General features: G+C 74.4%; 17 protein-coding genes. 3 read left to right on the top strand and 14 right to left on the bottom strand.

Annotated elements, in window-relative coordinates:
• Positions 1-61 precede the first annotated feature (61 nt).
• Positions 62-538 carry an Lrp/AsnC family transcriptional regulator gene (locus ACPCUX_RS12300; protein WP_021482549.1) on the top strand — a complete coding sequence of 159 codons (477 nt, stop codon included), beginning with the start codon at positions 62-64 and terminating at the stop codon, positions 536-538.
• Positions 539-547: 9 nt separating this feature from the next.
• Here ACPCUX_RS12300 and ACPCUX_RS12295 read toward each other — a convergent pair whose 3' ends face one another.
• The 10 genes from ACPCUX_RS12295 to ACPCUX_RS12250 form a co-directional block, all read right to left on the bottom strand.
• On the bottom strand, positions 548-1,591 hold the full coding sequence (locus tag ACPCUX_RS12295; protein ID WP_043658914.1) for a glycosyltransferase family 2 protein: 1,044 nt from the start codon (positions 1,589-1,591) through the stop codon (positions 548-550).
• Positions 1,588-2,226 carry a hypothetical protein gene (locus ACPCUX_RS12290; RefSeq protein WP_085386796.1) on the bottom strand — a complete coding sequence of 213 codons (639 nt, stop codon included), beginning with the start codon at positions 2,224-2,226 and terminating at the stop codon, positions 1,588-1,590. The genes ACPCUX_RS12295 and ACPCUX_RS12290 overlap by 4 nt, the downstream gene beginning before the upstream one ends.
• A 21-nt stretch (positions 2,227-2,247) precedes the next feature.
• Positions 2,248-4,737 carry a glycoside hydrolase family 3 C-terminal domain-containing protein gene (locus ACPCUX_RS12285; RefSeq protein WP_423388860.1) on the bottom strand — a complete coding sequence of 830 codons (2,490 nt, stop codon included), beginning with the start codon at positions 4,735-4,737 and terminating at the stop codon, positions 2,248-2,250.
• A 247-nt stretch (positions 4,738-4,984) separates the two neighbouring features.
• Positions 4,985-7,978, bottom strand: a complete 2,994-nt coding sequence (locus ACPCUX_RS12280) for a glycoside hydrolase family 3 C-terminal domain-containing protein (RefSeq protein ID WP_423388859.1) — start codon at positions 7,976-7,978, stop codon at positions 4,985-4,987.
• A gap of 198 nt (positions 7,979-8,176) precedes the next feature.
• Positions 8,177-8,593: a hypothetical protein gene (locus ACPCUX_RS12275; protein ID WP_423388858.1), complete on the bottom strand. Its 417-nt coding sequence runs from the start codon at positions 8,591-8,593 to the stop codon at positions 8,177-8,179.
• Between the two features lie 128 nt (positions 8,594-8,721).
• Positions 8,722-11,121 (bottom strand): glycoside hydrolase family 3 N-terminal domain-containing protein, encoded by a 2,400-nt coding sequence (locus ACPCUX_RS12270; protein ID WP_423388857.1) that lies wholly within the window; start codon positions 11,119-11,121, stop codon positions 8,722-8,724.
• A 344-nt stretch (positions 11,122-11,465) separates the two neighbouring features.
• Positions 11,466-12,848, bottom strand: a complete 1,383-nt coding sequence (locus ACPCUX_RS12265; protein ID WP_423388856.1) for an ATP-binding protein — start codon at positions 12,846-12,848, stop codon at positions 11,466-11,468.
• The gene (locus tag ACPCUX_RS12260; RefSeq protein WP_031317155.1) at positions 12,845-13,558 is read right to left on the bottom strand and encodes a LytR/AlgR family response regulator transcription factor; all 714 of its coding nucleotides are present in this window, start codon (positions 13,556-13,558) and stop codon (positions 12,845-12,847) included. The genes ACPCUX_RS12265 and ACPCUX_RS12260 overlap by 4 nt, the downstream gene beginning before the upstream one ends.
• Before the next feature lie 174 nt (positions 13,559-13,732).
• On the bottom strand, positions 13,733-17,914 hold the full coding sequence (locus ACPCUX_RS12255; protein ID WP_423388855.1) for an SCO7613 C-terminal domain-containing membrane protein: 4,182 nt from the start codon (positions 17,912-17,914) through the stop codon (positions 13,733-13,735).
• A 104-nt stretch (positions 17,915-18,018) separates the two neighbouring features.
• On the bottom strand, positions 18,019-18,612 hold the full coding sequence (locus ACPCUX_RS12250) for a TetR/AcrR family transcriptional regulator (protein WP_086149445.1): 594 nt from the start codon (positions 18,610-18,612) through the stop codon (positions 18,019-18,021).
• Between the two features lie 114 nt (positions 18,613-18,726).
• Here ACPCUX_RS12250 and ACPCUX_RS12245 point away from each other — a divergent pair, with 114 nt between their 5' ends.
• Positions 18,727-19,587, top strand: a complete 861-nt coding sequence (locus ACPCUX_RS12245) for an SDR family NAD(P)-dependent oxidoreductase (protein WP_423388854.1) — start codon at positions 18,727-18,729, stop codon at positions 19,585-19,587.
• A 19-nt stretch (positions 19,588-19,606) separates the two neighbouring features.
• Here ACPCUX_RS12245 and ACPCUX_RS12240 read toward each other — a convergent pair whose 3' ends face one another.
• The 3 genes from ACPCUX_RS12240 to rpmF all read right to left on the bottom strand — a co-directional run bounded on the left by ACPCUX_RS12240 (position 19,607) and on the right by rpmF (position 22,181).
• Positions 19,607-20,539 carry a ketopantoate reductase family protein gene (locus tag ACPCUX_RS12240; RefSeq protein ID WP_415297680.1) on the bottom strand — a complete coding sequence of 311 codons (933 nt, stop codon included), beginning with the start codon at positions 20,537-20,539 and terminating at the stop codon, positions 19,607-19,609.
• Between the two features lie 66 nt (positions 20,540-20,605).
• Complete coding sequence (locus ACPCUX_RS12235; protein ID WP_423388853.1) at positions 20,606-21,916, bottom strand: YibE/F family protein; 1,311 nt, start codon at positions 21,914-21,916, stop codon at positions 20,606-20,608.
• Positions 21,917-22,010: 94 nt separating this feature from the next.
• Entirely contained in the window at positions 22,011-22,181 is a 171-nt protein-coding gene (rpmF, locus tag ACPCUX_RS12230) for a 50S ribosomal protein L32 (RefSeq protein ID WP_009864893.1), read from the bottom strand.
• Between the two features lie 168 nt (positions 22,182-22,349).
• Here rpmF and ACPCUX_RS12225 point away from each other — a divergent pair, with 168 nt between their 5' ends.
• Entirely contained in the window at positions 22,350-22,721 is a 372-nt protein-coding gene (locus ACPCUX_RS12225; protein WP_021482679.1) for a hypothetical protein, read from the top strand.
• A 188-nt stretch (positions 22,722-22,909) separates the two neighbouring features.
• On the opposite strand, the gene ACPCUX_RS12220 is transcribed toward ACPCUX_RS12225, so the two are convergent.
• A complete protein-coding gene (locus tag ACPCUX_RS12220; protein WP_021482680.1) occupies positions 22,910-23,191 on the bottom strand; it encodes an HU family DNA-binding protein in 282 nt (93 codons plus the stop codon).

Genomic DNA, 23,191 nt, shown 5'->3' with positions numbered 1-23,191 from the left:
CTCCACCGACGCCTGCTGCACCGTGCACTGTGACCGCTGTCACTCGGTTAGGGTGAGCACCATGCACAGCGCCGACGCTGTCGACCTCGACCTCCTGCTCGCGCTCGCCGACGACCCGCGGGCCACGATCGTCGCGCTCGCCGACCGGCTGCGGCTCTCCCGCAACACGGTCGCCGCGCGGCTCGCACGCCTCGAGGCCGAGGGCGCGTTCCTCGACCTCGACCGGCGCATCGACCCGCACGTGCTGGGACACCCCCTCACGGCGTTCGTCGAGGTGCAGCTCCGGCAGAAGGAGCTCGCGCGCATCGTCGACGACCTCGCGCGCATCCCCGAGGTCGTGCAGGCGTTCGGGCGCAGCGGCACCGCGGACCTGCGCGTCACCGTCGCGTGCCGCGACACGGACCACCTGTTCCGCATCGACGCCGCGATCCTCGCGATCGACGGCGTCGAGCGCACGGAGACCTCGCTGTCGATGGGCGAGCTCATCCCCTACCGGCTGCGGCCGCTCATCGAGAAGCAGCGCCGCGGCCCGCGCTGACGGGGACGGTCAGCTGAAGCCGATCGCGCGCTGCGCGACCCGGTAGGCCAGGACCGTCACGCGCCGTCCCGCCGGACCGGGGAGGTTGGCGATCTGCCCGAGGCCCGACCAGCGCACCTGGTGGTAGAGCTGGGGGTCCTGAGCGCGCAGGCGCGACCAGAGCCGCTCCTTCTCCACGAGGCACGCGGGCGTCCCCGCGCGCACGAGCAGGATCGACGACACCGCGCAGATGATCTCCACGTAGTGCAGCAGGTAGCGGCGCAGGCGCCGGTCGGTCACCGGGGTCCGCGAGACGTGCTCGAGCATGAGCCAGTTGACGCGGAGCTGCTGGTCGAGGCGCTTGAGCATGACGGCCTCGTGCACGGACTGGTCCTCGCGGCCGATGAAGTACCGGTAGAGGTCGACGTCGAGGTAGTACAGCGTGCGCACGTGCGCGAGCGGCACCAGCGCGTACAGGTTGTCCACGTAGAACGTGTGCTCGGGGAGCCGCAGCCCCGCGTCGCGCAGCACCTGGGTCCGGTACATGAGAGCGTGCATCATCATGTACTGGCGCTTGGCGAAGCGGCGGGTCTGCGACCACGTGAGGACGCGTCCGCGCGGCAGCGCGCCGCGGTACCGGACGGCCGTCTTCACGCGCTTGCCGACCTTCTCGTACACGAAGTTGCTCACCAGCAGGTCGACGGGCTCCCCGCCGGGGGTGCCGGCGTCCACGAACCGGCGCACGAACCCGCGCAGCGTCGCGAGCACCTGGGCGAGCGCGGCGCGGTCCACCCAGTCGTCGGCGTCCACGACCTTGAGGTACTCCCCGCGCGCGTGGTCGAGGCCGGTGTTGATCGCCGACCCGTGCCCGCCGTTGGCCTTGCGCAGCACGTGCACCTCGCCCGGGAACCGGTCCGCGTAGCCCTGGGCGAGCGCCGCCGTCCCGTCGGTGGAACCGTCGTCGACGACGAGCACCTCCACCTCGGGACCGAACCCGACGAGCGAGTCGAGCGCACGCGCCAGGTACGGCTCGGCGTTGAACGCCGGGACCACGACGGTCAGGAGCGGGGTCACGACGCACGCACCTCTCCGGCGTGCTCCGCCTCCGGCGCGGCCGGCGTCTCGGGCACCTGCTTGAAGATGACCTTGAAGATCGGGAAGAACACCCAGAACGAGATCGCGGCGTTGATGATCATCGTCGTGAAGTCCGCGAGGGTCTCGCCAGCGCCGCCCAGGCCCCACGTGTCGATGAACAGCTCGTAGATCGGCGCCTTGTACAGGCCCTGCGCGGCGGCCGCCGCGATCGAGATGACGACGTACGCGATGGTGTACCAGAGCGCGGCCTTCGCGACCGACGAGTTCGACTTGAACGTGATGGTGCGCTGAGCGAAGAAGTTGATCACCTGCGCCACCAGCAAGGTGATCTGCACGGCGAGGAAGTATGCCAGCCCCCCGCCACCGCCCGGGAGCGGACCGGCGGCGTAGTCGAACACGTAGAACGTCGACCCGTCCGGGTTCGTCCCGACCGGCCAGACCTGGAACGCGACGTCGACCAGGGCGGTCATGCCGAAGACCCACTTGATGAGGGGCATGAGCGCGAGCTGCAACACGGTGATGCCGTTGCTCAGCACGAGGAACACGACGAACTGCGCGGTCCCCGGTCGCTTCTCGGAGAACCGGCGCCAGGCGTCGCGGAGGCGGGTGAGCATGGGTGTTCCCTTTCGAGCGGGTCAGGCGTCGCCGCGCAGCGCGCGGGCGGTACGACGGTCGGCACGGCGGTTGCGGACGAACCCGCGCACGACGGCGCCGGTGCCGCGGAAGAAGTGGCCGTTGACGATGCGGACGATGCCGTCGACCATCGCGTCGTCGACCATGCCGCCGGTCATCTTCCCGATGGCCCGGAACGGCATGTTGAGCAGGAAGAGGACGTTGAGGTCCGGCGCACCCTTGCGGTCCGCCGCGTCGCGCCGCCAGGACAGGACGCGGAACGCGAGCCGGGCGAGGGGCGAGCGCGCGTCGGCGAGGCGCGAGAGCGGGTCGTTCACGCCGAGCGCCCCGGACCACGCCGCGGTCGGGACCGGTCGGCCGAGGAGCGCCGCGAACTGCGCGTCCGACACGTCGTGGACGCGTCCGGTGCGGTACGGCTCGGGCAGGTCGTCCTCGGTGCGCGGAGGCACCGTGCCGTCGAGCTCGACCGTCGCGCGCAGCGGGAGGTCGTCGACGTGGGAGCCGACGAGCACCGACCAGGCACCCTGCTCGACCTGCCACGCCCCGGTCGCCACGTCCCAGTGCCGGAACGCCGCGTCCCCGAGGGGGACGGTGACCGTGCGCGACTCGCCCGGGTCGAGCTCGACGCGCGTGAACCCCGCGAGGGTGCGGTCCGGGCGGTGGACGCCCGGCGTCTCCCGACGCACGTAGACCTGCACGACGTCCGCCCCCGCGACGGGTCCGGTGTTGGTGACCGTGACCGTCACCCCGACGGCTCCCGCGTCCGCGTCGACCACGAGGTCGGAGTGCGCGAACGTCGTGTACGTCAGCCCGAAGCCGAAGGGGAACGCGACCGGGACGTCGGCGCTCGTGTAGTACCGGTAGCCGACGTACAGGCCCTCGCGGTAGACGGCGGTGCGCCCGGTCGCGGGGAACGACGCGGCAGTCGGGGTGTCCGCGAGCCGCACGGGCAGCGTCTCGGCGAGCCGCCCCGACGGGTTGACGGCGCCGGTGAGCACGTCGAGGACGCCCCCGGCCCCGGCCTGCCCCCCGAGGTAGCCGTGCACGAGCGCGCGAGCCGCGCCGAGCCACGGGGTGGAGATCGCGCCCCCGCCCGCGAGGACCACGACGGTCGCGGGGTTGACCGCGGCCACGGCCTCAAGCACCTCGACCTGCGCCGGGTGCAGCGCGAGCGTCGTGCGGTCCAGGCCCTCCGACTCGGCGATCTCGTCGAGGCCGAGGAACAGCAGCACCGCGTCCGCGCCCTGCGCGGCCGCGACCGCCTGCTCGCGCAGCCCGGCGTCGGGCGTGCCGTCCCGACGGAAGCCGGGGGCGAACGTCGTCAGCTCGAGCCCCGAGCCCTCGATCACGTCGAGCACGCTGTCGAGGCGGGTGGGGTTGACCGCGGACGACCCGGAGCCCTGGTAGCGCGGGGTGCGCGCGAAGTCGCCGACGACCGCGACCCGGGTCCCCGCCGCCAGCGGCAGGAGCGCGTCCTCGTTCTTGAGCAGCACCGCCGAGCGCGCCGCGACCTCGCGGGCGAGCGCGTGGTGGGCGTCGACGTCGACGGCCGGGGCGGTGCCCGGCTCGCGGGCCGCTGCGACGAGCTGCAGCACCTCCTCGGCGCGCGCGTCGAGGTCGGCCGCGTCGAGGCGGCCCGACCGGACGGCGTCGACGAGCCGGCGCGCCGAGCCCAGGCCGGCCGCCGGCATCTCGAGGGTGCCACCGGCCGCCGCCGCGGCGACGACGTCGTTCGAGCCGCCCCAGTCGGAGACGACGGCGCCGTCGAACCCCCACTCGCGGCGCAGGACCTGGGTGAGGAGGAACGGGTCCTCGTGGGCGTAGACGCCGTTGACGAGGTTGTACGACGACATGACCGTCCGGGGCCGGGCCTCCGCGACGACGATCCCGAACGCCGAGAGGTAGACCTCCCGGAGCGTGCGCTCGTCGACCACGGAGTCCGAGACCATGCGGCGCAGCTCCTGGGAGTTCACCGCGAAGTGCTTGGGGCACGCGGCGACGCCGTGGGACTGGATCCCGCGCACGTAGCCGGCGGCCATCCGGCCCGCGAGCAGCGGGTCTTCGGAGAAGTACTCGAAGTTGCGCCCGCCGAGCGGCGACCGCTTGATGTTGAGGCCCGGGCCGAGCAGCACGTCGACGTCCTGCGCCGCGGCCTCGGCGCCGAGCGCGGAGCCCACGCGCTCGGCCAGCTCGACGTCCCACGTGTTCGCCACGGCGGCCGCCGTCGGGAAGCACGTGGCCTCCTGCGAGGCCGCGATGCCGAGGTGGTCGGCCGCCCCGAGCTGCTTGCGGACGCCGTGCGGGCCGTCGGCCAGCCAGAGGGAGCGGACGCCGAGCCGCGGGAGGTCGTGCGTCTCCCACACGGTCTTCCCCGTCAGCAGGGCCGCCTTCTCCAGGAGCGTCAGGCTCGCGGTCGGGACGACGGCGGTCGTCGTCCCCGGGGCCGCGGCCGTCTCGCCGGCCGCGGCGGTGGTCTCGCCGTGGAGCTGCACGGTGCTCTCCTTGCGTGGTCGTGGGGTCGTGCGGGGTGCGTCGGGGCGGTCCCGGGCAGGCCGGGGCCGGCCGTCGGCGGGTGCGCCGCGGACGGCGACTGGTCGGACGTGCGGGGCGGGGGCCCGGTGCCGGACGGCGGTCCGGGCCCTGGCGTCGGGCCGGCGGTGGTGGGCGCCACCGGCCCGACGGCGCCGGGTGCCGGGTCTCCCGGGCGGTCGCCCGCCCGGGAGGCCCGGTGGTCACCGGCTACCGGGCGGCGGGGACCGCCGGCTCGGAGGCGGGTGCGGCGACCTCCTCGGCCGCCGACCGGTGCCGACGGACGCGCCGGACCACGAGGAAGGCGCCGACCAGGACGAGCAGCCCGAGCAGGACGGACACGCCGATCTGGACGTAGACCCAGGTGGGCGGCGTGTACGTGACCGTCGCGCCGGGGGCGAGCCCGTTCATGGCGTTCGAGTTGGCCACCGTGAACAGGATGTTGTGGGTCGCGTTCCGGATGTCCGTGACGGCCTTCGCGGACGTCGTGTCGCCGAACGACTTCGACGGCTGGAAGGTGAGCGTCAGGTCCGTGCCCCCGTCGAGACCCTCGTTGGGGTTCATGTACGGGTACAGGTTGAAGTCCGTGATCGCGAAGCCCTCGAAGCCCCACTCCCCGCGCAGCACGTCCGTCATGAGCGGCTTCGAACCGCCCGTCCACGTCGCGCCGATGCGGTTGAACGAGCTCATGATGCCGAGCGCCCCGACCGTCGTCTCCTCGATCGTGCCCTCGTCGTCCGCGATGTAGCGGACGTCCAGGGAGACGTCCTTGATCGCGAGCTCGAACGGCTTGAGGTAGATCTCGCGGATCGTCTGCTCGGTCGCCCAGGTCGCGGGGCCGTTGTCGACGCGGTTCGTCTCCTGCTCGTTGAGCGCGAAGTGCTTGAGCATCGTGTAGACGCCCTTGCTCGCCGCGCCGTTCGACACGGCGGCGGCCATGCGGCCCGAGAGGAGCGGGTCCTCCGAGTAGTACTCGAAGTTGCGGCCGCCGAACGGCGAGCGGTGCAGGTTCACCGCGGGCGCGTACCAGCCGTTGAGCCCCTTCTGCAGGGCCTCCTCGCCGATCATCGTGCCCATCGCGGTGCCGAGGTCGACGTCCCACGTCTGCGCGATGAGCACCTCGGACGGGTAGGCGACGCCGTTGATCGACGAGTTGATGAAGGACGAGAAGCCCGCCGGGCCGTCCGGCTCGACCGTCTGCGGCTTCGCGATCGAGGCGATCGCGGCCGTCTGGTAGGCGCCGTTGAGGAGCATGTCCGTCATGTCGCCGACCGTCAGCGAGTCGAGCAGCTCCTCCCACCGCGGGTCGTCCTTCGGCAGCCCGCGCAGGTCGACGAGCGTCAGGTCGGAGCGCTCGCCCGTCGTGGGCATCTCGCCGTCGAACGCGGCGGCCTCGGCCTCGTGGTCCCAGGCGGCGAAGCCCTCCTGGGTGGCCTCGTCCGCGACCGACTGCTCGGCCGTCGGGGCCTGCGGGAACGTGCCCGCGAAGTCGGCGCGGGACATCGGGACGACCGTGCCGTCCGCGCCGTCGGCGCTGAAGCGCGCGGAGACGTCGTCGAACCGGTTGGTCACCTCGGCGAGGTCCGACGCGCGGTGGTCCTCGCCCGTGTACACGACGTCGGACGCGACCGGGTAGGTGATCGGCTCGGTGCCCGCCGCGACGGTGTGGGAGTCGGTGCGCAGGCTGAGCGTGTAGTCGCCCGCCTCCAGGACGTACGCCTTCGCGCCCAGGTGGTCGTAGGACGCCATGTCCTCGACGGCGAGCTCGAGGGTCACCGTCTCGCTCGCACCCGGCGCGATCGTCCCGGTCTTGGCGAAGTCGCCGAGGACGACCTCGGACTTCTCGATCCCGCCGGGCGTGTACGGCGCGGAGTAGTAGAGCTCGACGACGTCACGGCCGGCGACGGTGCCCGTGTTCGTCACCTCGACCGTGACCGCGACGGTCCCGTCGACGTCGCCCGCCTCGGTGCCCGTGACCGCCCACGCGAAGTCGGTGTAGCTCAGGCCGTAGCCGAACGGGTAGACCACCGCGTCGTCGTAGTCGATGAAGCCCTCGGCCGCAGCGGTCTCGTAGTAGCGGTACCCGACGTAGATGCCCTCGCTGTAGTTCACGAACGGCGCGTTGCTCGTGACGGTCGCGTTGGACGTCGCCTTCTCGACCGCCGAGACGGGGTAGGACGCCTCGACGTTCGAGTAGAAGAAGCTCCCGAAGTTGGCGAACGTCGGGTCGGCCGTGAAGTCGGCGGCCCACACGTCGACCGTGCGGCCGGACGGGTTGACCTCGCCCGTGAGGACCGACCCCAGGGCGTTGAAGCCGGTGGCGCCGGGCGAGCCCGCGAGGAGGATCGCGTCGACCTCCGGGTCGGCCTGCAGCTCGCCGAGCTCCAGGGTCGTGGACGCGTTGACGACCACGACGACCTTCTCGAAGCTCGACTTCGCGAGCGCGATCAGGTCCTTCTCGTCCTTGTTCAGCTCGAGCTGGTGCTGACCGGGCTCGGCGTGGTCGTCCCAGCCGGTCATGTCGCGCGTGAGGTCGCCGCCCTCGCCGCCGGGGCGGCCGATCGTGACGATCGCGGCGTCGCCGAACTCGGCGAACGTCCCGGACCGGGCCTCGTAGTCGCCGACGGGCAGCTCGCCGACGGTGTAGCTCGACGCGTCGGGGTTGTCCATCTCGATGTGGCCGCGCGGGTTCTCCGCCGCGAACGCCTCGATCGAGGCGTAGACCTCGTCGTTGACCGTGAGGCCCGCGTTCTCGAGGCCCCCGCGGACGGTCACGGCCGAGTTCGTGTCGACCGAGCCGGAGCCCGAGCCGCCGAACACCGGGTCCGCGGACGCGCGGCCCAGCATGGTCACGCGGGCGTCGGGCGTCAGGGGCAGCGCGCCGGCCTCGTTCTTCGCGAGGACGATGCCGCCGGCCGCGATCTCCTCGACGAGGGCCTTCGCGGCCTCGTCGACGGACTCCTGGCTGTCGTGCTCGGCCGTGTAGTACGCGGTGTCCCAGCCCGCGGACTCCTCGGAGTTGGTGAACGTGTAGGTGCCGGACCCGAGCTGGGACGCGACCCAGCCGCCCGCGACGTTGAGCGCGACGTTCGCGACGACGACGAGCACGGTCACCGTCGCGAGCACGGGGACCCAGATCCACAGGAACTTCTTGTTCGACATCGGTGTCCTGGCACCGTCGGCGTTCTTCGCCCTGGCGTTCACTGCATTCCTCCTCGAGTGCGGCCCGTTCCTCAGGCTAGGAGCGGGGTACGGCGCCGCCCGCCGCGGCTGCACGATCGGTCGTTTCTGCGGCACGGACGGTCGTCCGTGCTCGACCCGTGCCGTCCGGTGCCCCCGCCGTCCGCCTCGCCGTCCGCCCGGCGAGGCGGGCGGGGAGGCGGACGGCGGGGAGCGGTGCGGCTACTCCCCGGCCGGGGTGATGGTGCCGTCCTGGTCGATCTGCCACGTCTCGCCGGTCTCGGCGGAGTCGGCCTCGATCGTGTACTTCCCGTCCTTGATGTCGACCGTGCCCTGGACGCGCGAGGCGGCGTCGGAGGGGACGAACGGCACCACCAGGAGGCCGTACTTGACCGTCGGCTCCTTGACGTCGCTGGCGAGCATGATCTGCGCCCAGCTGTCGTCCTCCGCGAGCGCGTCGGCGACCGCCGTGCGCGCGTTCTCGAGGTCGGTCGCCACGTCGACGTCGGTCGCCTGGCTCTCGGACGACGACGGCCCGGCGGCGGAGTCGTCGCCGCTCCCGCACGCCGTCAGCCCGAAGGTCCCCGTGACGGCGACGAGCAGCCCGATCCCCGTGGTCAGCGCCTTGTTCCGCTTCACTTCCTGCTCCTTGGTTCGTTCGTGCCGCGGGCCCACCCCGCGGCCTGGTCGGGGCCGGACGGCGCCGGACGGGCGCCGTCCGCCCCGGGCGGGCGGCCGCTCGTGCGACCGCCCGCCCGTGCGGTCCGTCAGTCCGTGATCGGCCCGCCGTAGCTCAGCCCGAAGCCGTAGTCGTAGGCGTTGCCCGCAGCGTCGGTGTAGGGCGTCATGTCCTTCGCGACGTCCTCCTGCTGCGCCTCGACCGTGTCCATGTCCTTCGGGAACTGGACGGGCAGGCGGCCCTGGGGCTCGTGGAGGCCGAGCACGACCTCGAGGAGCGCCTGGTCGCTCGTGCCGAAGCCGACGACGATCGCGTCGGACGCGGCCTCGAACTCGGCCGGGACGACCGGGTTGGTCGCCTTGAGGACGGTGACGACCGGGATGTCCTTGCCGGTCGCCTCGACGGCCGCCACGGCGCGCTCGAACGCGTCGAGGTCGGACTCGTTCGCGATCTTCGACGTGCTCCCGAAGTAGGAGCGGTTCTGGCGCGTGCCGTCCGGGAGCAGGTCGCCGGAGATCGAGGTCTGGCGCACGTTCGGGCCGTCCGCGGTGTACGGGCGGTACTGCAGCGACAGCGGGTACCAGGTGTCGTTCTCGAGGTCGTGCCCGATGTTCGAGAACGTGCCGCCGTTGTCCGGGCTGTCCATGCCGACGAGCACGAGGTCGACGTCCGACAGGTCGGGAGCGGTGTAGCTCGTGACCTTGTCGTCGGCGTCCGTGACGGCCTCGTCGGTGAGCACGGTGCCGAAGTACTGCTCGGCCACCTCGAGGTCGATCCCGGCGCCCTCGGTGTACTCGCCCGGACCGAACGAGCTCGCGAAGCCGGTGTTGAAGCTGCGCGGGATGTAGACGGTCTTGTCCTTCCACGCCTCCGCGTCCGCGGCGGTGACCGTCTCGCCGTCGTTCTTCAGCAGGACCACGGAGTCGAGCTGCGCCGCGTAGCCCGCGTCGACCTTGTCGTCGCTCGCCAGGATCGACGTGGACTCGTCGAGGTCCAGGTACGCGTTCTCGTACAGGCCCGGGTTGAAGAACATCGTGAGGATGCGCGCGCCGGATTCGCGGAAGCGCGTGTCGGCGTCGACGTCGTTCGTGCCGGCCTCGAAGTCGGCCTGCCACATCTCGTGGGCCGCGAGGACCGGCGCGACGTCGTTGTTGCCGCCGAACATGTCGTGCCCGGTCTTGAGGATCTCGTAGTGGCGCTGCTCCTTGGTGAGGTCCTCGGCGCCCCAGCCGGTCGCGATGACCGCGCCCTCGTCGTTCATCCCGGTCGTGACGCCCCAGTCGGTGACGACGACGCCCTGGTAGCCGTTCTCCTCGCGGAGCAGGTTCATGCGCGTGTCGTCGTACGCCGTGCCGACGCGCTCGCCGAACAGCGGCTCGCCCTCGCCGTCGAGCGCGATCGAGTAGGCCGACATGACGGCTGCGGAGTCGAGCGACCCGAGGAACGCCTCGGTGTGCGCGTCGAAGTTGCCGCCCGGGTAGACGCCGTACTTGCCGGCGTCGGTGTGGGCCTCGCGGCCGCCCTCGCCGGGGCCGTCGCCCGCCCAGTGCTTGATCATCGCGTTGACGGACTCGGGGCCCCAGCCGTCCTGGCCGGTCGTGCTCTGGTAGCCGTCCACGTAGGCGGCGGCCAGCTCGGTGTTCTGCTCGACGTCCTCGCCGAACGTGCCGCCGACGCGCAGCCACCGCGGCTCGGTCGCGAGGTCGATCTGCGGGCTGAGGGCCGTCGTGATCCCCAGCGCGCGGTACTCCGCGGAGGACATCTCGGCGAAGTTGTCCATGTGCTCGACGTCGAACGTCGCGGCGAGGCCGAGGTTCGACGGCCACCGCGAGATGTCGGCGCCCTCGGCGTTGTAGCCGCCGGAGCCCGCGGTCGAGCGCGGGTCGGAGGCGAAGTTCACCGGGACGTAGGGCTCGTCGGCGGTCGCGAGCGACTCGGCGTAGGCCTGCATCTCGTTGGCCCACGTGACGGTCGCCTCGACGTCGCTCGGGCCCGCGTGCAGGACGTTGCGCAGGTGGGAGTCCGTCAGGTACTCCTTCTGGGCGTCCGTGAGGCCGTCGGCCTGCGACCGCTCGTGCGAGCTGAAGAGCATGAGCCCCGCGATCTGCTCGATCGTGAGCTCCTCGGCGAGGGCCGCCGCGCGCTCCTCGGCCGGCTCGCGCCAGTCCTCCCACGTGTCGAGCGTCCCGTTCGCGTTCATGTCCTTGAACGCGAGCTCCTGGCCGTCGACCTCCTCGGTGAGGAGCTCGACCGCGCTTTCCTTGCCGTAGGAGAGCGTGGGCCCGTCGCCCGGGTTGTCGACGACCACGAAGGACGTGGTCCCGTCCGTGACCTCCCGGGTCGTGAACGCGTCGGCCGCGCTCTCGTCGTCCGTGGTGCCCGCCGTGCATCCCGCCGCGGCCACGAGCGCGAGGCTCGCGAGCGCCGCCGCTCCCTTGACGCGGCCCGCCCGGTTGTCGCGGTGTCCCGCCGTTGTCGTTGTCTTCATCGACCTTCCCTTGTCGTCTCCGCGCCCACCCGCTCCGCACCGACCCCGGCGACCCACCCGGAGGCGCGTGCGTGGCGCAGCGAGCTCTGCGAACCCGTCGAGGCCCGGGACGTCGTGGTCCCTGAGCCGCGCCGTCACGCTATGGACGCGGCGGACGGCGGGGGCGGCCGGGTGCACGAACCGTCGCTTTGCGTCCACGAACGGTCGTCGAGGTCACGGCGGGGTCACGGTGAGCGGGCCGCAGGTCCCGCCCGGAGGGGCCGTCCGGCGTCCTCCGGGGCGGCGGCCGTGGCCGTGCGACGGCCCGTGACCCCGGCCGGGGTCCCTGACCGTGGGGCGCGGGTCTACGCCGGGTGCGTGGCCGACGCCGCCTGCCGGGGCGAGCCCGTGGGCGGGCGGTCCTCCGGCATGGGCAGCAGGACGCGCAGGAGGAACCAGCGGTCCTCGGTGTTCACCGTCATCGACCCGCCGTACTTCTCCGCGGTGTACCGGATGGACTTGAGCCCGTACCCGTGCCGGGTGCGGTCGGCGCGCCGGGTGACGATGTCCCCGCCCTCGGTGCGGAGCTCGCCGGAGAAGTAGTTCTCGACCGTGAGCAGCACGAAGCGGTCGCGCGCGTAGACCGCGACCTTGATGATCCGCCGCTCCGGGTCGGGGACGGCCATGACGCCGTCGATCGCGTTGTCCAGGGCGTTGCCGAACACCGCGGCGACGTCCATCGCGGACATGAAGTCGAGCAGGGCGCCGTCGACCACGCACGTGAGGTCGATGTCCCGCTCCGCGCACTCCTGGCTCTTGGTCGTGAGGATCACGTCGAGCACGCCGTTGCCGGTGTCGGCCTGCCGGGCGTGGCCGGAGATGCTGGCCTCCAGGTGGTCGAGGTAGGACGCCCGCCGGCCCGGGTCCGCCTCGGCGCGGATCACCCCGATCTGGTGCTTGAGATCGTGGTACTTGCGGTGGACGATCTGCATGTTCCGCTTCGACTGCAGGTACTGCTCGTGCTGCCGCCGCAGCATCTCGTCGATGGCGCGCACCTCGGACCGCGCCTGGTGCTGGAGCCGTTGGCCCTGCTGGGCGTAGAGGGCGACGAACCCGCACAGGTCGACGAGCGTGCGGATGTAGAAGATCTCGAGCCCGAGGCGTCCGCTGAACGGCGTGTTCGCGTTGAGGAAGCTGATGTTGCTCATGAAGAACGTGACGAGCGCGATCGCGACCGCCGACGCGAGCTCGCCGACCGTGACGTCGAGCTCCTGGTCGGGACGGAAGTGGCGGGACTCGACGACGTACGCGACCCCGTACCCCACCGCGTACACGAGGACGAAGAACGCGACCTGCCAGGCCGTGCCGGGTCGGCCGTCGGGCAGGAAGAAGAAGCAGTGGACCTGCCAGTGCAGCGCCGCCACGAGCTCGGCGAGCACGAGCGCGCGCGCCGCGAAGTACCCCGCGTCGCGCGCCGAGACGCGCGCCGCCGCGACGATGAACCCGTACATGCACGCGACCGCGGCGGCCATCCCGACGGTCCACAGCTGGCGCGGCAGCAGGTCGGCGAGCGCCTGCACCCCGACCTGCGCGGCGAGGGCGACGACGGCGAGCGCCACGAGCCGGGCCCGCGGCAGGCGCGGTCGGCGCAGGAGCACGTAGACCAGGCACGCGAGCCACTCCGCGAGGCCGGTCAGCGCGCGCGGGATGTCGGGCAGGGTCGCCATGAGGTCGGTCGCGGCGCTCATGCCCGTCGTGCCCCGAGGTAGTCGGTGAGGGCCGCGAGGAACGCCTTCTTCCGCGCCCGGCTGATGAGCAGGTCGTGCCCGCCGACCAGGAGCACGCTGCTGCCCTGGACCGCGAGCACGTGCCGCAGGTTCACGAGGTAGCCGCTGTTGCTCCGGAAGAAGTCCCGGCCCTCCAGCTGGGCCTCGAGCGCCTTGAGCGGCCCGACGACGGAGTGCCTCCCGTCCACCGTGTGCACGGTGGTGCGGTGCTTCGCGCTCTCGAGGAACACGATGTCGTCGGTCGCGACGCGGGCCAGGCCGCCGTCGACCGCGAGCAGGAGGTAGTCGGCCGACCGCCGTCGGAGCCGGGCCACGGACCGCTTGAGCTCCTGGGAGAACGCGAAGTACCGCAGCGGCTTGAGCATGTAGCTCAGCGCGTCGACCTCGTACCCCTTGATCGCGTGCTGGGTCATGTTGGTGATGAAGATCAGGACGACGTCCGCGTCGACCTGGCGGATGCGCCGGGCGGCGCTGAAGCCGTCGAGGTTCGGCATCTCGACGTCGAGCAGCAGGATGTCGAAGTCCGGCCGGTACCCGGTGACCACCTGCTCGCCGTCGGCGAAGAGCGCGACGGCGAACTGCTCGCCGTGCTCCTGCTCGTAGCGTCGCAGGTACTCCACGAGCAGCGCGCTGCTCGCGGGGTCGTCCTCCACGATGCCGATCCTGATCACGATGCCGTTCTCCAGGGACTGCGCCCCCGGGGCGTGGCCCGACGACCGGACACCTCCGTGCGCCGTCGCGGCCTCGCCCCCGCCTGCGTTGCCGATGAGCCCGCCGTCGTGCGGCGGATCCCGAACATTATGGGCCACCCGGCGGAGAAACGGGCCACCCGGTAGGGATTTCGGTCAGCGCAGGTCCCGGACGTACGCGGCGGCGCCGTCGTACGCGGCGATCCGCCGCTCGTAGTACGTCGCGATGATGAGCAGCAGGCCGCCCGCCGCGGCCAGCGTGAGCATCCACGGCCCGGCGGAGATGCGCGTGCCGAGCTGCGAGACGAACACGACGAGGATCTCGACGGGCAGCACGGCGACGCCCAGCAGGAACGGCGCCGCGAGGTGCTTGCGCGTCCCGACGAGGACCGCCGCGAGCGCGAGCACGACGACGAGCATCGCGCGCCACGTGCGCGCGTCGGTGTACGTCGCGAGCACCGACGGCCCGACGAGCGCGAGGAGCCCGGGCGCGAGGGTGCGCCACGACCCGACGACGCCGACGGGCCAGCCGCCGAGGGGCCGGGCCGTGCGCGCGGGCGCGGCCGGGAGACCGCTCGGTCGGCCCGCGGCCGTGCCCGCCGCGAGCGCGAAGTAGCCCGCGACGAGGAGCCCGGCGCCGAGGGGCAGGGAGAACACCTCGACGCGCAGCTCGCGCGGCGACCACGCGCCGATCGCGGCGACGAGGGCGAGCAGCCACAGGAACCACGCGGGCGGGAGGTCGAGCCGCCCGCGCACGGCGCGGCGCACCCCCACCACGAGCACCGCGAGCAGCGCGACCTCGACGAGCCAGACCGTCGCGATGACGCCCCACACGGGCCGCACGTTCGCGACGGCGCCGACCACCACGAGCGTCAGGGCGGGCGCGACGGCCCAGCGCCGCGCCGCCGCGGCGCCACGGCCCGACGCCGCGCGCGCCGCGACGAGCCCGGCGCCGAGCGCCACGCCGCCCGCCGCGAGCGCCCACGCGAACCCGACGACGGACAGCGCGCCACCGCCCGCGACGTGCGCGACGTGCAGCGACTCCACCGTCCCGGCGACCGCGGCGAGCACCGCGGCTCCGGCGAGCCGGAGCGCGCCGGCACGCCGCCACGCGCTGCGGGTCGTCGCGGCCGGGGCGACGCCGCCCGCCGTCGTCCCCTGCCGGAGCAGCACCGCGCCGGCCACCGCCACCGCACCGGCGACGACGAGCAGCGGCGCGCGGACGTCGCCCGCGCCCGGGGCCGCGCCCAGGACGAGCACCGACGGCACGACGAGCAGCACGAGACCCGCGCCCGCGAGCTCCCACCAGCGCCGCGCACGACGGGCGAGGAGCGCGCCCACGACGACGGCGGCGAGCGCGAGCGGCGCGGTGTACGCCTCGACGAGCCCGACCTCGGCGGCAGCGAGCGCCGTCCACAGCGCCGCGGTGCCCAGGACGGCGGCGAGCCACCACTCCCCCCGCCGGTCGCGGTCGCGCGCGGCGAGCCCCGCACCGACGGCGAGCAGGAGCAGCACGGCGACGGCGATCGTCGGCCCCGCGGCGGGACGCCCGTACGCGAGCCCGACCGCGATGGCCCCCGTCACGGCCCCGCTCGCCTCGACCGCGACGCGGCCCGCCCCGAGGTCGAGCCGTGCCGCGAGCGGCCGGGCCCCCGCGAGCGCCGCCGCGACGAGCACGGCGACGACGGGCAGGACGACGGGCGAGCCGCTGCCCGGGAGGACGAGCGCGCCCGCGCTCACCACGGCGACGGCCGCCGTCGGGAGCACGAGGGCCGCGGCGAGGACGCGCAGCGCCGTCACCGAGCCGGGGCGCCGGGAGCCGACCAGCACGACCTCGAGCGCGAGCATCGCGAGGCACGCCGCGACGGACCAGGTGCTGCGCTCGTCGACGACGGTGAGCACGCCGAGCCCGAACGGCACGGCCGTCACGCCGAGGACCGCCCACCACGAGTCCCGGTCGACGCGCGGCGCGAGCGTCACCGCGAGCGCCGCGAGCGAGGCGACGCCGGACACCCCGCACAGCACGACGACCGTCCCGGCGCCGCTCCACGCGAGCGTCACCCCGAGCACGAGCAGCGCGTACCCGTACGCGATCCCGACGAGGGGCGCGTGCAGGGACCGCGGCGCGGCGGCGCGCGCCGCGAGCAGGAGCAGGCCGACGACGACGGCCCCGGCGGTCGCCGTCGGGCGCGCGACCCAGGACCCGGCGACGAGGAGGACGAGCACGAGGACGGTGCCCGCGACGGCGGCGGCGTGCGCGGCCCGCCGCTCGGACCGGCCGACGGGGAGCAGACCGTGGCGGACGGCGGTGCGCGCGCCGGGCACGAGACGCGCGACGGGGCGCAGGGCGCGTCCGAGCCCGCGCCGGACGGCGCGCACGACGGCGCCGGGCGACGGGGCGCCCGCGGAGGGATCGGTGCCGGCGGGCGCGGCGGCCGCGGCCGGCCGCGCCGTCACGACGAGCAGCGCCGCGGCGAGCAGCCCGAGCAGGACGAGCGACATGACGCCCGCCAGCCGCGGGTCGAGCACGAGGGTGAGGACGAGCGCGAGGGCCGCCCACGGGGCGAGCGCGCGCCCGGTCACGACGAGCGGCGCCGTCCCGAGCCGGCCCGTCCCACCGAGGAGGGGCGGCGCGGTCCGCGACGTGCGCAGCGGGAGCCGGGCCGCGACGAGCAGGACGACGAGCACGGAGAGGAGGCCGACGAGCGTGCCGTCGAGCAGCGTCGCGCCGACGGTCCCGGGCGCCGTGCCCTCGCCCGCCAGCCCGGCGGACAGGACACCCACGCCCAGCGGCGCGTCGTCGAGCACGGCGCTCGTCCCCGCGGTCGGGGTCACGAGCACCTCGGCGGCCCGCAGGCCCGCGAGCGCGAGGGCGGGGCCCGCCATGACGAGCACGACGACGGCGCCTCCGAGGAGCGCGTCGGAGCGGCCGACCGCGGGGACGGGTGCCCGGAGCACCCCCGCCGACACGCGGCGGCCGGTGAGCACCAGCACGACGACCCACGCGAGCGCGCCGAGCGCGGGCGCGAGACCCACGAAGCCGACGCCGTCGCCCGTGCCGAGCAGCGCGCCGGCGAGCACCGCCGCGGCGCCGCCGACCGCGTACCAGCGCCGCTCGCCCGTCGTGACCCGGAGCAGCGTCGCGACGAGCGCCGCCCCGAGCGCGACGAGCGCCGCACCCGCTCCCCCGGGCAGCCCCGGCGGCGCGGCGACGGTGAACCCGACGAGGACCGCGAGGAGCACGGCGACCGTGCGCACGACGCCCAGGAACCCGCGCTCCGCGCCGAGGGTGCCGCCCACGCGCGCGCCCGCCGCCGCGGCGACGGGGCCGGCGACCGCCGTCAGGCACGCCGTCACGAAGAGCGCGACGGCCCAGCCCCACGACGCCTGCGCCGCGGGCGCCGCGACCAGCGGCACGAGAGGACCGAGCACGACGGCGCCCGTCACCCAGGCCCGGACGCGCGCCCGCTCGCCCACGACGCCGAGGCCGACGAGCACGACGGCGAGCAGCGTCGCGCGCGCCGCGGCGGCACCCACCGGGTCGAGCGCCCACGCGCTGAGCGCGAGCTCGACGTCGACCAGGGCGAGCACGACGGCCAGCGCCGCGACGGCCTCCGCGGACGACCTCAGGCCGCGCGACCGCAGGAGCACCGCGGCACCGACCGTGAGCGCGGTGACCACCCCGGTGACGAGGGCGCGCAGGGCCAGGTCGTCGGCGAACGTGAAGAACACGAAGACGACGGCGGCCACGGCGAGCAGCCCGGCCCCCGCCCCGGCGAGGACGGGCTGGAGGCCGACGGACCGCGCGGGGGCCGCACCCGGACCGACGCCACCGGCGCGCGGTCCCGCAGGCCCGGGCACAGGCACCGGCGCGACCGGGCCGGCCGCTCCGGGACGCGCCGGCCCACCCGGTCCGGCCACGGGCGACAGTGTCGACGAGCGAGGCCCCGCCGCGCCGCGCCCGCTCGCGTCGAGCGGACGCATCGGCGGCGGGCCCGCCGGGTCTCCCCAGCCGCCGCCCGCGCCGCCGCGCGCCGGGCCGGGCCGGCCACCGCGCAGGGCGCCGGGGAGCGTGCCGGGCGGGGCCGCGACGGCGGCACGGGCGGCCCACGCGGCCGCCTCGGGCTGGGCGGCCCGGAGCGTGTCGAGGGCGGTCTGGCGCCGCCGGAGCGCGTCGGCCGCGTCGGTCGACGCCGCCGCCACCTCGAACGCGAGCGGCCCGACGAGGTCGAGCAGGCACCGGTCGCACCGCGACGACCGCAACGGCGCGGCGCACGCGGGGCAGGAACGCGTCTCGGGGAGTCGCGCCAGCGCGACGTCGACCCACGGCTCTCTCATGACGGACATCCTGGCGAACCTGTGAGGCGCCTGGGGACACGTCCACAGGGGGTCGCGTGGCGGTCCGGTGAAGAGCTCGACCGTGGTCGAGGAAGAGGCGCGGGTCAGCGCGGGCGCAGCCCACCCAGCGCCGTGTCGAGGACGCGGTCGACGTACTCGACGGTGAGCGGGCCGGTCCGCTGGAGCCAGCGGTTGAGCACCGGGCCCCAGACGAGGTCGACGGCGACGTCCAGGTCGAGGTCGGGGGCCAGCTCCCCGGACTCCTGCGCGCTGCGGAGCCGCTGCCGCTTGGCCTCGCGGAGCGGCTCGTCGAGGCGCTCGCGGTAGAGGTCCGCGAGCGCCGGGTCGTGGGCCGCCTCCGTGGCGAGCGCGCGCATGGGCGCGGCGAGACGCGGGTCCTCCAGCTCGGCGACGGTCGCGTGCAGCACGTGCCGCAGGTCGGCGACGAGGTCTCCGGTGTCGGGCAGGACCGGCGCTCCCCCGTCCTCGCCCTCGCTGAGCGTGAGGAACGCGTCGAGGACGATCGCGGCCTTCGACGGCCACCACCGGTAGATCGTCTGCTTCCCCACGCGGGCGCGGGCCGCGATGCCCTCGATGCTCAGCTGCGGGTACGGGATCTCCTGGAGGAGGTCGAGCGCGGCGGCGAGGACGGCGCGGCGGGAGGACTCGCTGCGGCGCGAGGGATCGGGTGCGGCCATGGCGGCAGACTACCCCGGCGAGACGGACCGTTTCGTCTTGACGACGGTCATGCAGCCCTCTACGGTCGAGCCAACGAGACGGACCGTCTCGTCTCATTCTCGAAGGGAACCGTCATGCGACACACCTCCCCGCCGGCCCGGACCTGGTTCGTCACCGGCGCGAGCCGCGGCATCGGGCACGCGATCGCCGTCGCGGCGCTGGAGCGCGGCGACCGCGTCGTGGCCGCCGCGCGCACCGCGTCCCGGGACGCCTTCGCCCCGGAGCACCACGACCGTGTGCTCGCGCTCCCCCTCGACGTCACCGACCGCGACGCGGTGGTGGCCGCGGTCGACACCGCCGTCGAGCACCTCGGCCGGCTCGACGTCGTCGTGAACAACGCCGGGACGATGTCGATGGGCATGGTCGAGGAGTTCACCGAGGCGCAGGCGCGCGCGCAGCTCGGGGTGAACTTCTTCGGGGCGCTCTGGGTCAGCCAGGCGGCGCTGCCGCACCTGCGGCGCCAGGGCTCGGGCCACGTGCTCCAGATGTCGAGCATCGCCGCGCTCGCCGGCTTCCCGAGCACGGGCCTGTACAGCGCGAGCAAGTTCGCGCTCGAGGGGATGAGCGAGGCGCTCGCCCTGGAGGCGGCACCCTTCGGGGTCTCGGTCACCGTCGTGCAGCCGGGCGGGTACTGGACGGACCTGTACACGAGCATGACGACGACGACCGCGCTCGACGCCTACGCGCCCCTGCGCGCGCAGCTCGAGAAGCAGTGGGCGGACGGCTCGGTCGACAGCGACCCGCGGCTCGCCGCCGACGCGGTGCTCACGCTCGTCGACAGCGAGGACCCGCCGCTGCGCCTCCTGCTCGGCAGCATGGTCTACGACCTCGCCCAGGGGATCTCGCGACAGCGTCAGGACACGTGGGCGGCCTGGGAGGACGTGAGCCGCGCCGCCGAGCACGCCGTCGCGGCGCCCGGCCCGGCCGCGGGATGAGCCCGCGCGCCGGGAGACCTCACGACGGTCGCGCTGAGCCCCCGAGACGCTCGACGAGCGCGCGCGTCAGGGGCGCGTCGACCCCCGCGCGGTCGGCGGCGCGCACGATCGCGCCGCCGATCGCGTCGGTCTCGAGCGGCCGGCCCGCCTCGGCGTCGCGCAGCATCGAGGACTTCGCGTCGGCCCCGAAGCGGTCGTAGAACGTCAGGGTCCGGTCCGGGTCCGACGGCGCGCCGCTCGCCGCCGCGACGGCGGCGACCTCGCGGACGAGCGCCTCGAGCTCGGCCCGGTGCGTGGTCCGCACCTCTCCGATCGGGGCGCGGTGCGCCGTCGTGAGCAGCGCGAACGGCGCGAGGAAGCCGAGCTTCGCCCACATCAGCGCCGTCTCGTCGTCGTGCACGGTGGTGGGGATGCCCGCCCCGTCGAGGAGCGCGCGGACGGCCTCGACCCGCTCCGGGGCCACCCCGCCCGGCGCGACGTCGACCTCGACGAACGCGCTCGTGTGCTCGATCTCGCCCGGCGCGACGCGCGTGGACTCGACGCGGACCGTCGCGGGGAGCACGCGCGCGGTGCCGTACCGCGCGCGCAGCGCGTCGAGGTGGTCGAGGCCGTTGAGCATCGGGACGACCACCCCGTCGCCGAGCACCTCCGGCGGCACGCGGTCGAGCGCGTCGTCGAGCGCGGTCTGCTTGACCGCCACCACGACGACGTCGACCGGGGCGTCGAGGCGCGTGGCCGCGTGCGCCGGGACGTGGAGGTCGCCCACCTGGCGGCTGCGCACGTGCAGGCCGCGCTCCGTGAGGGTGGCCGCCGTGGCCTCGCCCGCGAGGAACGTCACCCGGGCGCCCGACCGGACGAGCAGCGCGCCGACCAGCCCGCCGACCCCGCCCGGCCCGAGCACCGCCACGTCCCGGCCGTCCCGGCCGCTCAGGCCGTCCGTCGTCTCCGTCACCGTCGTCCTCTCGTCGTGCCGCCGGGTCGCCCGGTCGTCGTGCCCGCGCGGGCGGGCGCCCCGCCGTCAGGTCGCGGGGACCTCGACCCTACCCACGGGGACCGACCGCGCCGAGCCGGCGCCGGGCACGGTGAGCGCCGCGATGCCCGTGGTGATGGGGATCGCGAGGACGAGCCCGATCGAGCCGACGAGGGTGCGCACGACCTCCTCCGCGATCTCGCCCGAGGTGAGGCTGGTCGCGAGGTTCTGGTCGGAGAGGTAGACCGCCATGAGGAGCGGCAGCGCGGCGCCGACGTACGCGAACGCGATCGTGTAGACGGTCGAGGCGATGTGGTCGCGCCCGATGCGCATCGCGCGCGCGTACAGCTCGCGCCGGGTCGCGAGCGGCGCGACGGCGCGCAGCTCCCACACCGCGGACGCCTGCGTGATCGTCACGTCGTTGAGCACGCCCATGCCGGCGAGCACGATCCCGCACAGCACGACCCCGCGGATCGAGAGCTCGGGCGCGTACTGCGGGATCCACAGGGACTCCTCCGACGTGAGGCCCGTGATGTTGGCCGCCCCGGATCCCCACCAGCCCAGCACGGCCGTGAGCACCAGGCCGACGAGGGTGCCGAGCAGCGCCGTCGACGTCCGCGCGGTGAACCCGTGCGCGACGTACAGCACGACGAACATGACGAGCGACGACGTCACGAGCGCGACGCCCAGCGCGTTCTGCCCGGTGAGGAGCGCGGGCAGCGTGAACGACGTGATGACGACGAACGCCCCCGCGAGCCCCGCGAGCGCCGCGAGGCCGCGCCACCGCGCGACGGCGAGCACCACGACGGCGTACGCGACCGCGAGGACGCCGATGGGCAGCCCACGCTCGAAGTCCATGAAGACGTAGGGCGTGCCGCCCGCACCCGCGGCCTCGGCGATGTACAGGACGCGCAGGCGGTCGCCCTCCTCGAACCCGTAGGCGAGGTACTCGGGCGGCGCGTTGACGGTGATCGCGTCGCCGCCCACGTCCTCGCCGCCCGCGCGGGAGCCCGCGTCGAGCCGGGCGGGCACCTCGCTCGTCGCCTCGTCGACCGGCCCGGTGACGGTCGCGCGCAGGACCGTGCTGCCCTCCGCGGCGACGGGGATGCGTGCGGGCACGTCCGCCGCGGCGGGCCACAGCGCGACGAGCCCGGCGAGCGTGACGAGCAGCGCGGGCACCAGGAGCGCGGCGAGCGTGACCCGCACGCGCCGGGTCGCGGGCGCCGCCGGGCCGTGCGCGTGGGCGTGGGCGTGCGCCGGGGTGCGTGCGGTGCCGCGCGCCAGGACGTCGGGCACCCGCCGGGACCGCGTGCGGCGCTCGCCGCGCCCGGGCGTCTCGGGAGGGGTCGGTGCGCTCACGCGAGGATGCTGCCACGGCGGCCCGACGACGCCCGGCGGCACGCGCCGTCGGGCACCGATCGCGCAGGCCGGGCCGTCCGGGGCCCCCTCCGGCTCACTCGGGGAGCGTCACGTGGCCGCGGCGCACGCCCGCGACGAGGCGGCGCGGGAGGGTGACCTCGCGGCCGTCGACGACGACGGTCACGAGCTCGGGCACCTGCGCCTTCCACTGCGAGCGACGGGCGCGGGTGTTCGAGCGGGAGAGCTTGCGCTTGGGCACGGCCATGAGGGGTCCTTCCGGTGGGCGAGCGCCCAGCCTACCGGTACGTGAGAACGATTCTCAAGACAGGTCGGGCCGTCGGTCCGGCCCGGCGGTAGCATCCCCGGGGCCGCGCGCCCTGCCACGACCCGGCGCGACCGCCGCACCCGCCACCACGACGCACGAGGAGCCCTTATGGCCACGGTCGACTACTTCCTCTCCGGTGACCCGGAGGTCGCCAAGCAGCACCTGCACGCCGCGCTCCAGGAGCAGGGCTTCACGGTGACCACGCGCCCCACGGGCCAGTGGGCCGCCGAGCGCGGCAGCAAGCAGAAGACGTTCTGGCTCGGCGCGTTCGCCGGCAAGGCCCAGCACCTCGTCTTCACGGTCGACTTCATGGTCCACGGCGACCAGCTCGTCGCGCGCATCGACCGCCCGACCGGGCACGGCGCGATGGCCGGCGCCGTCGGCGTCGCGCGCTCGAACAAGGCGTTCGGCGAGGTCGACCAGGCGATCGGCACGCGCCTCACGCAGCACGGCATCCTCGCGAACGTCGTGCACGCCTGAAAACACGCAGGTCGCCGATCACGAGCCTCCTCGCGGTCGAGCACGTCGTCGGTGGCGCCATCACGCCGATGACGACGTCAACCCCGTGCTCGGCACAGGGGGTGCGACGCACGAAGGCCCGGATCCCCTCACGGGGGTCCGGGCCTTCGTGCTGCTGACCGGGCCGGCGACGGCCGGTCAGCGGGACGTCACTTGGCGACGGCCTTCTTGAGCAGGCTGCCGGCGCTGATCTTCACGCCGTAACCGGCCGGGATCGAGATCTCCTCGCCCGTACGGGGGTTGCGGCCCGTGCGGGCGGCACGCTCGACGCGCTCGACGGACAGGAGGCCCGTGACCTTGACGGCCTCGCCCTTGCCCAGCGACTCGATGAGCACCTCCTGGAAGGCGTTGAGAGCCTTCTCGGCGTCCGCCTTCGACAGGTCGGCCTTGCTGGCGATGGCCGAGACGAGCTCGGACTTGTTGAGCGACAT

It is taken from the genome of Cellulosimicrobium sp. AB352, from assembly GCF_049538415.1.
In the GTDB taxonomy this organism is placed as follows: Bacteria; Actinomycetota; Actinomycetes; order Actinomycetales; family Cellulomonadaceae; genus Cellulosimicrobium; species Cellulosimicrobium funkei.
This window is presented reverse-complemented; position numbering and strand designations above follow the sequence as displayed.

Excerpts from the sequence above, each read along its gene's own strand:
- ACPCUX_RS12300 (WP_021482549.1), top strand. The coding sequence starts at position 62 with ATGCACAGCGCCGACGCTGTCGACCTCGACCTCCTGCTCGCGCTCGCC.
- ACPCUX_RS12290 (WP_085386796.1), bottom strand. The coding sequence starts at position 2,226 with ATGCTCACCCGCCTCCGCGACGCCTGGCGCCGGTTCTCCGAGAAGCGA.
- ACPCUX_RS12270 (WP_423388857.1), bottom strand. The coding sequence starts at position 11,121 with ATGAAGACAACGACAACGGCGGGACACCGCGACAACCGGGCGGGCCGC.
- ACPCUX_RS12265 (WP_423388856.1), bottom strand. The coding sequence starts at position 12,848 with ATGAGCGCCGCGACCGACCTCATGGCGACCCTGCCCGACATCCCGCGC.
- ACPCUX_RS12255 (WP_423388855.1), bottom strand. The coding sequence starts at position 17,914 with ATGAGAGAGCCGTGGGTCGACGTCGCGCTGGCGCGACTCCCCGAGACG.
- ACPCUX_RS12250 (WP_086149445.1), bottom strand. The coding sequence starts at position 18,612 with ATGGCCGCACCCGATCCCTCGCGCCGCAGCGAGTCCTCCCGCCGCGCC.
- ACPCUX_RS12245 (WP_423388854.1), top strand. The coding sequence starts at position 18,727 with ATGCGACACACCTCCCCGCCGGCCCGGACCTGGTTCGTCACCGGCGCG.
- rpmF (WP_009864893.1), bottom strand. The coding sequence starts at position 22,181 with ATGGCCGTGCCCAAGCGCAAGCTCTCCCGCTCGAACACCCGCGCCCGT.
- ACPCUX_RS12225 (WP_021482679.1), top strand. The coding sequence starts at position 22,350 with ATGGCCACGGTCGACTACTTCCTCTCCGGTGACCCGGAGGTCGCCAAG.
- ACPCUX_RS12220 (WP_021482680.1), bottom strand. The coding sequence starts at position 23,191 with ATGTCGCTCAACAAGTCCGAGCTCGTCTCGGCCATCGCCAGCAAGGCC.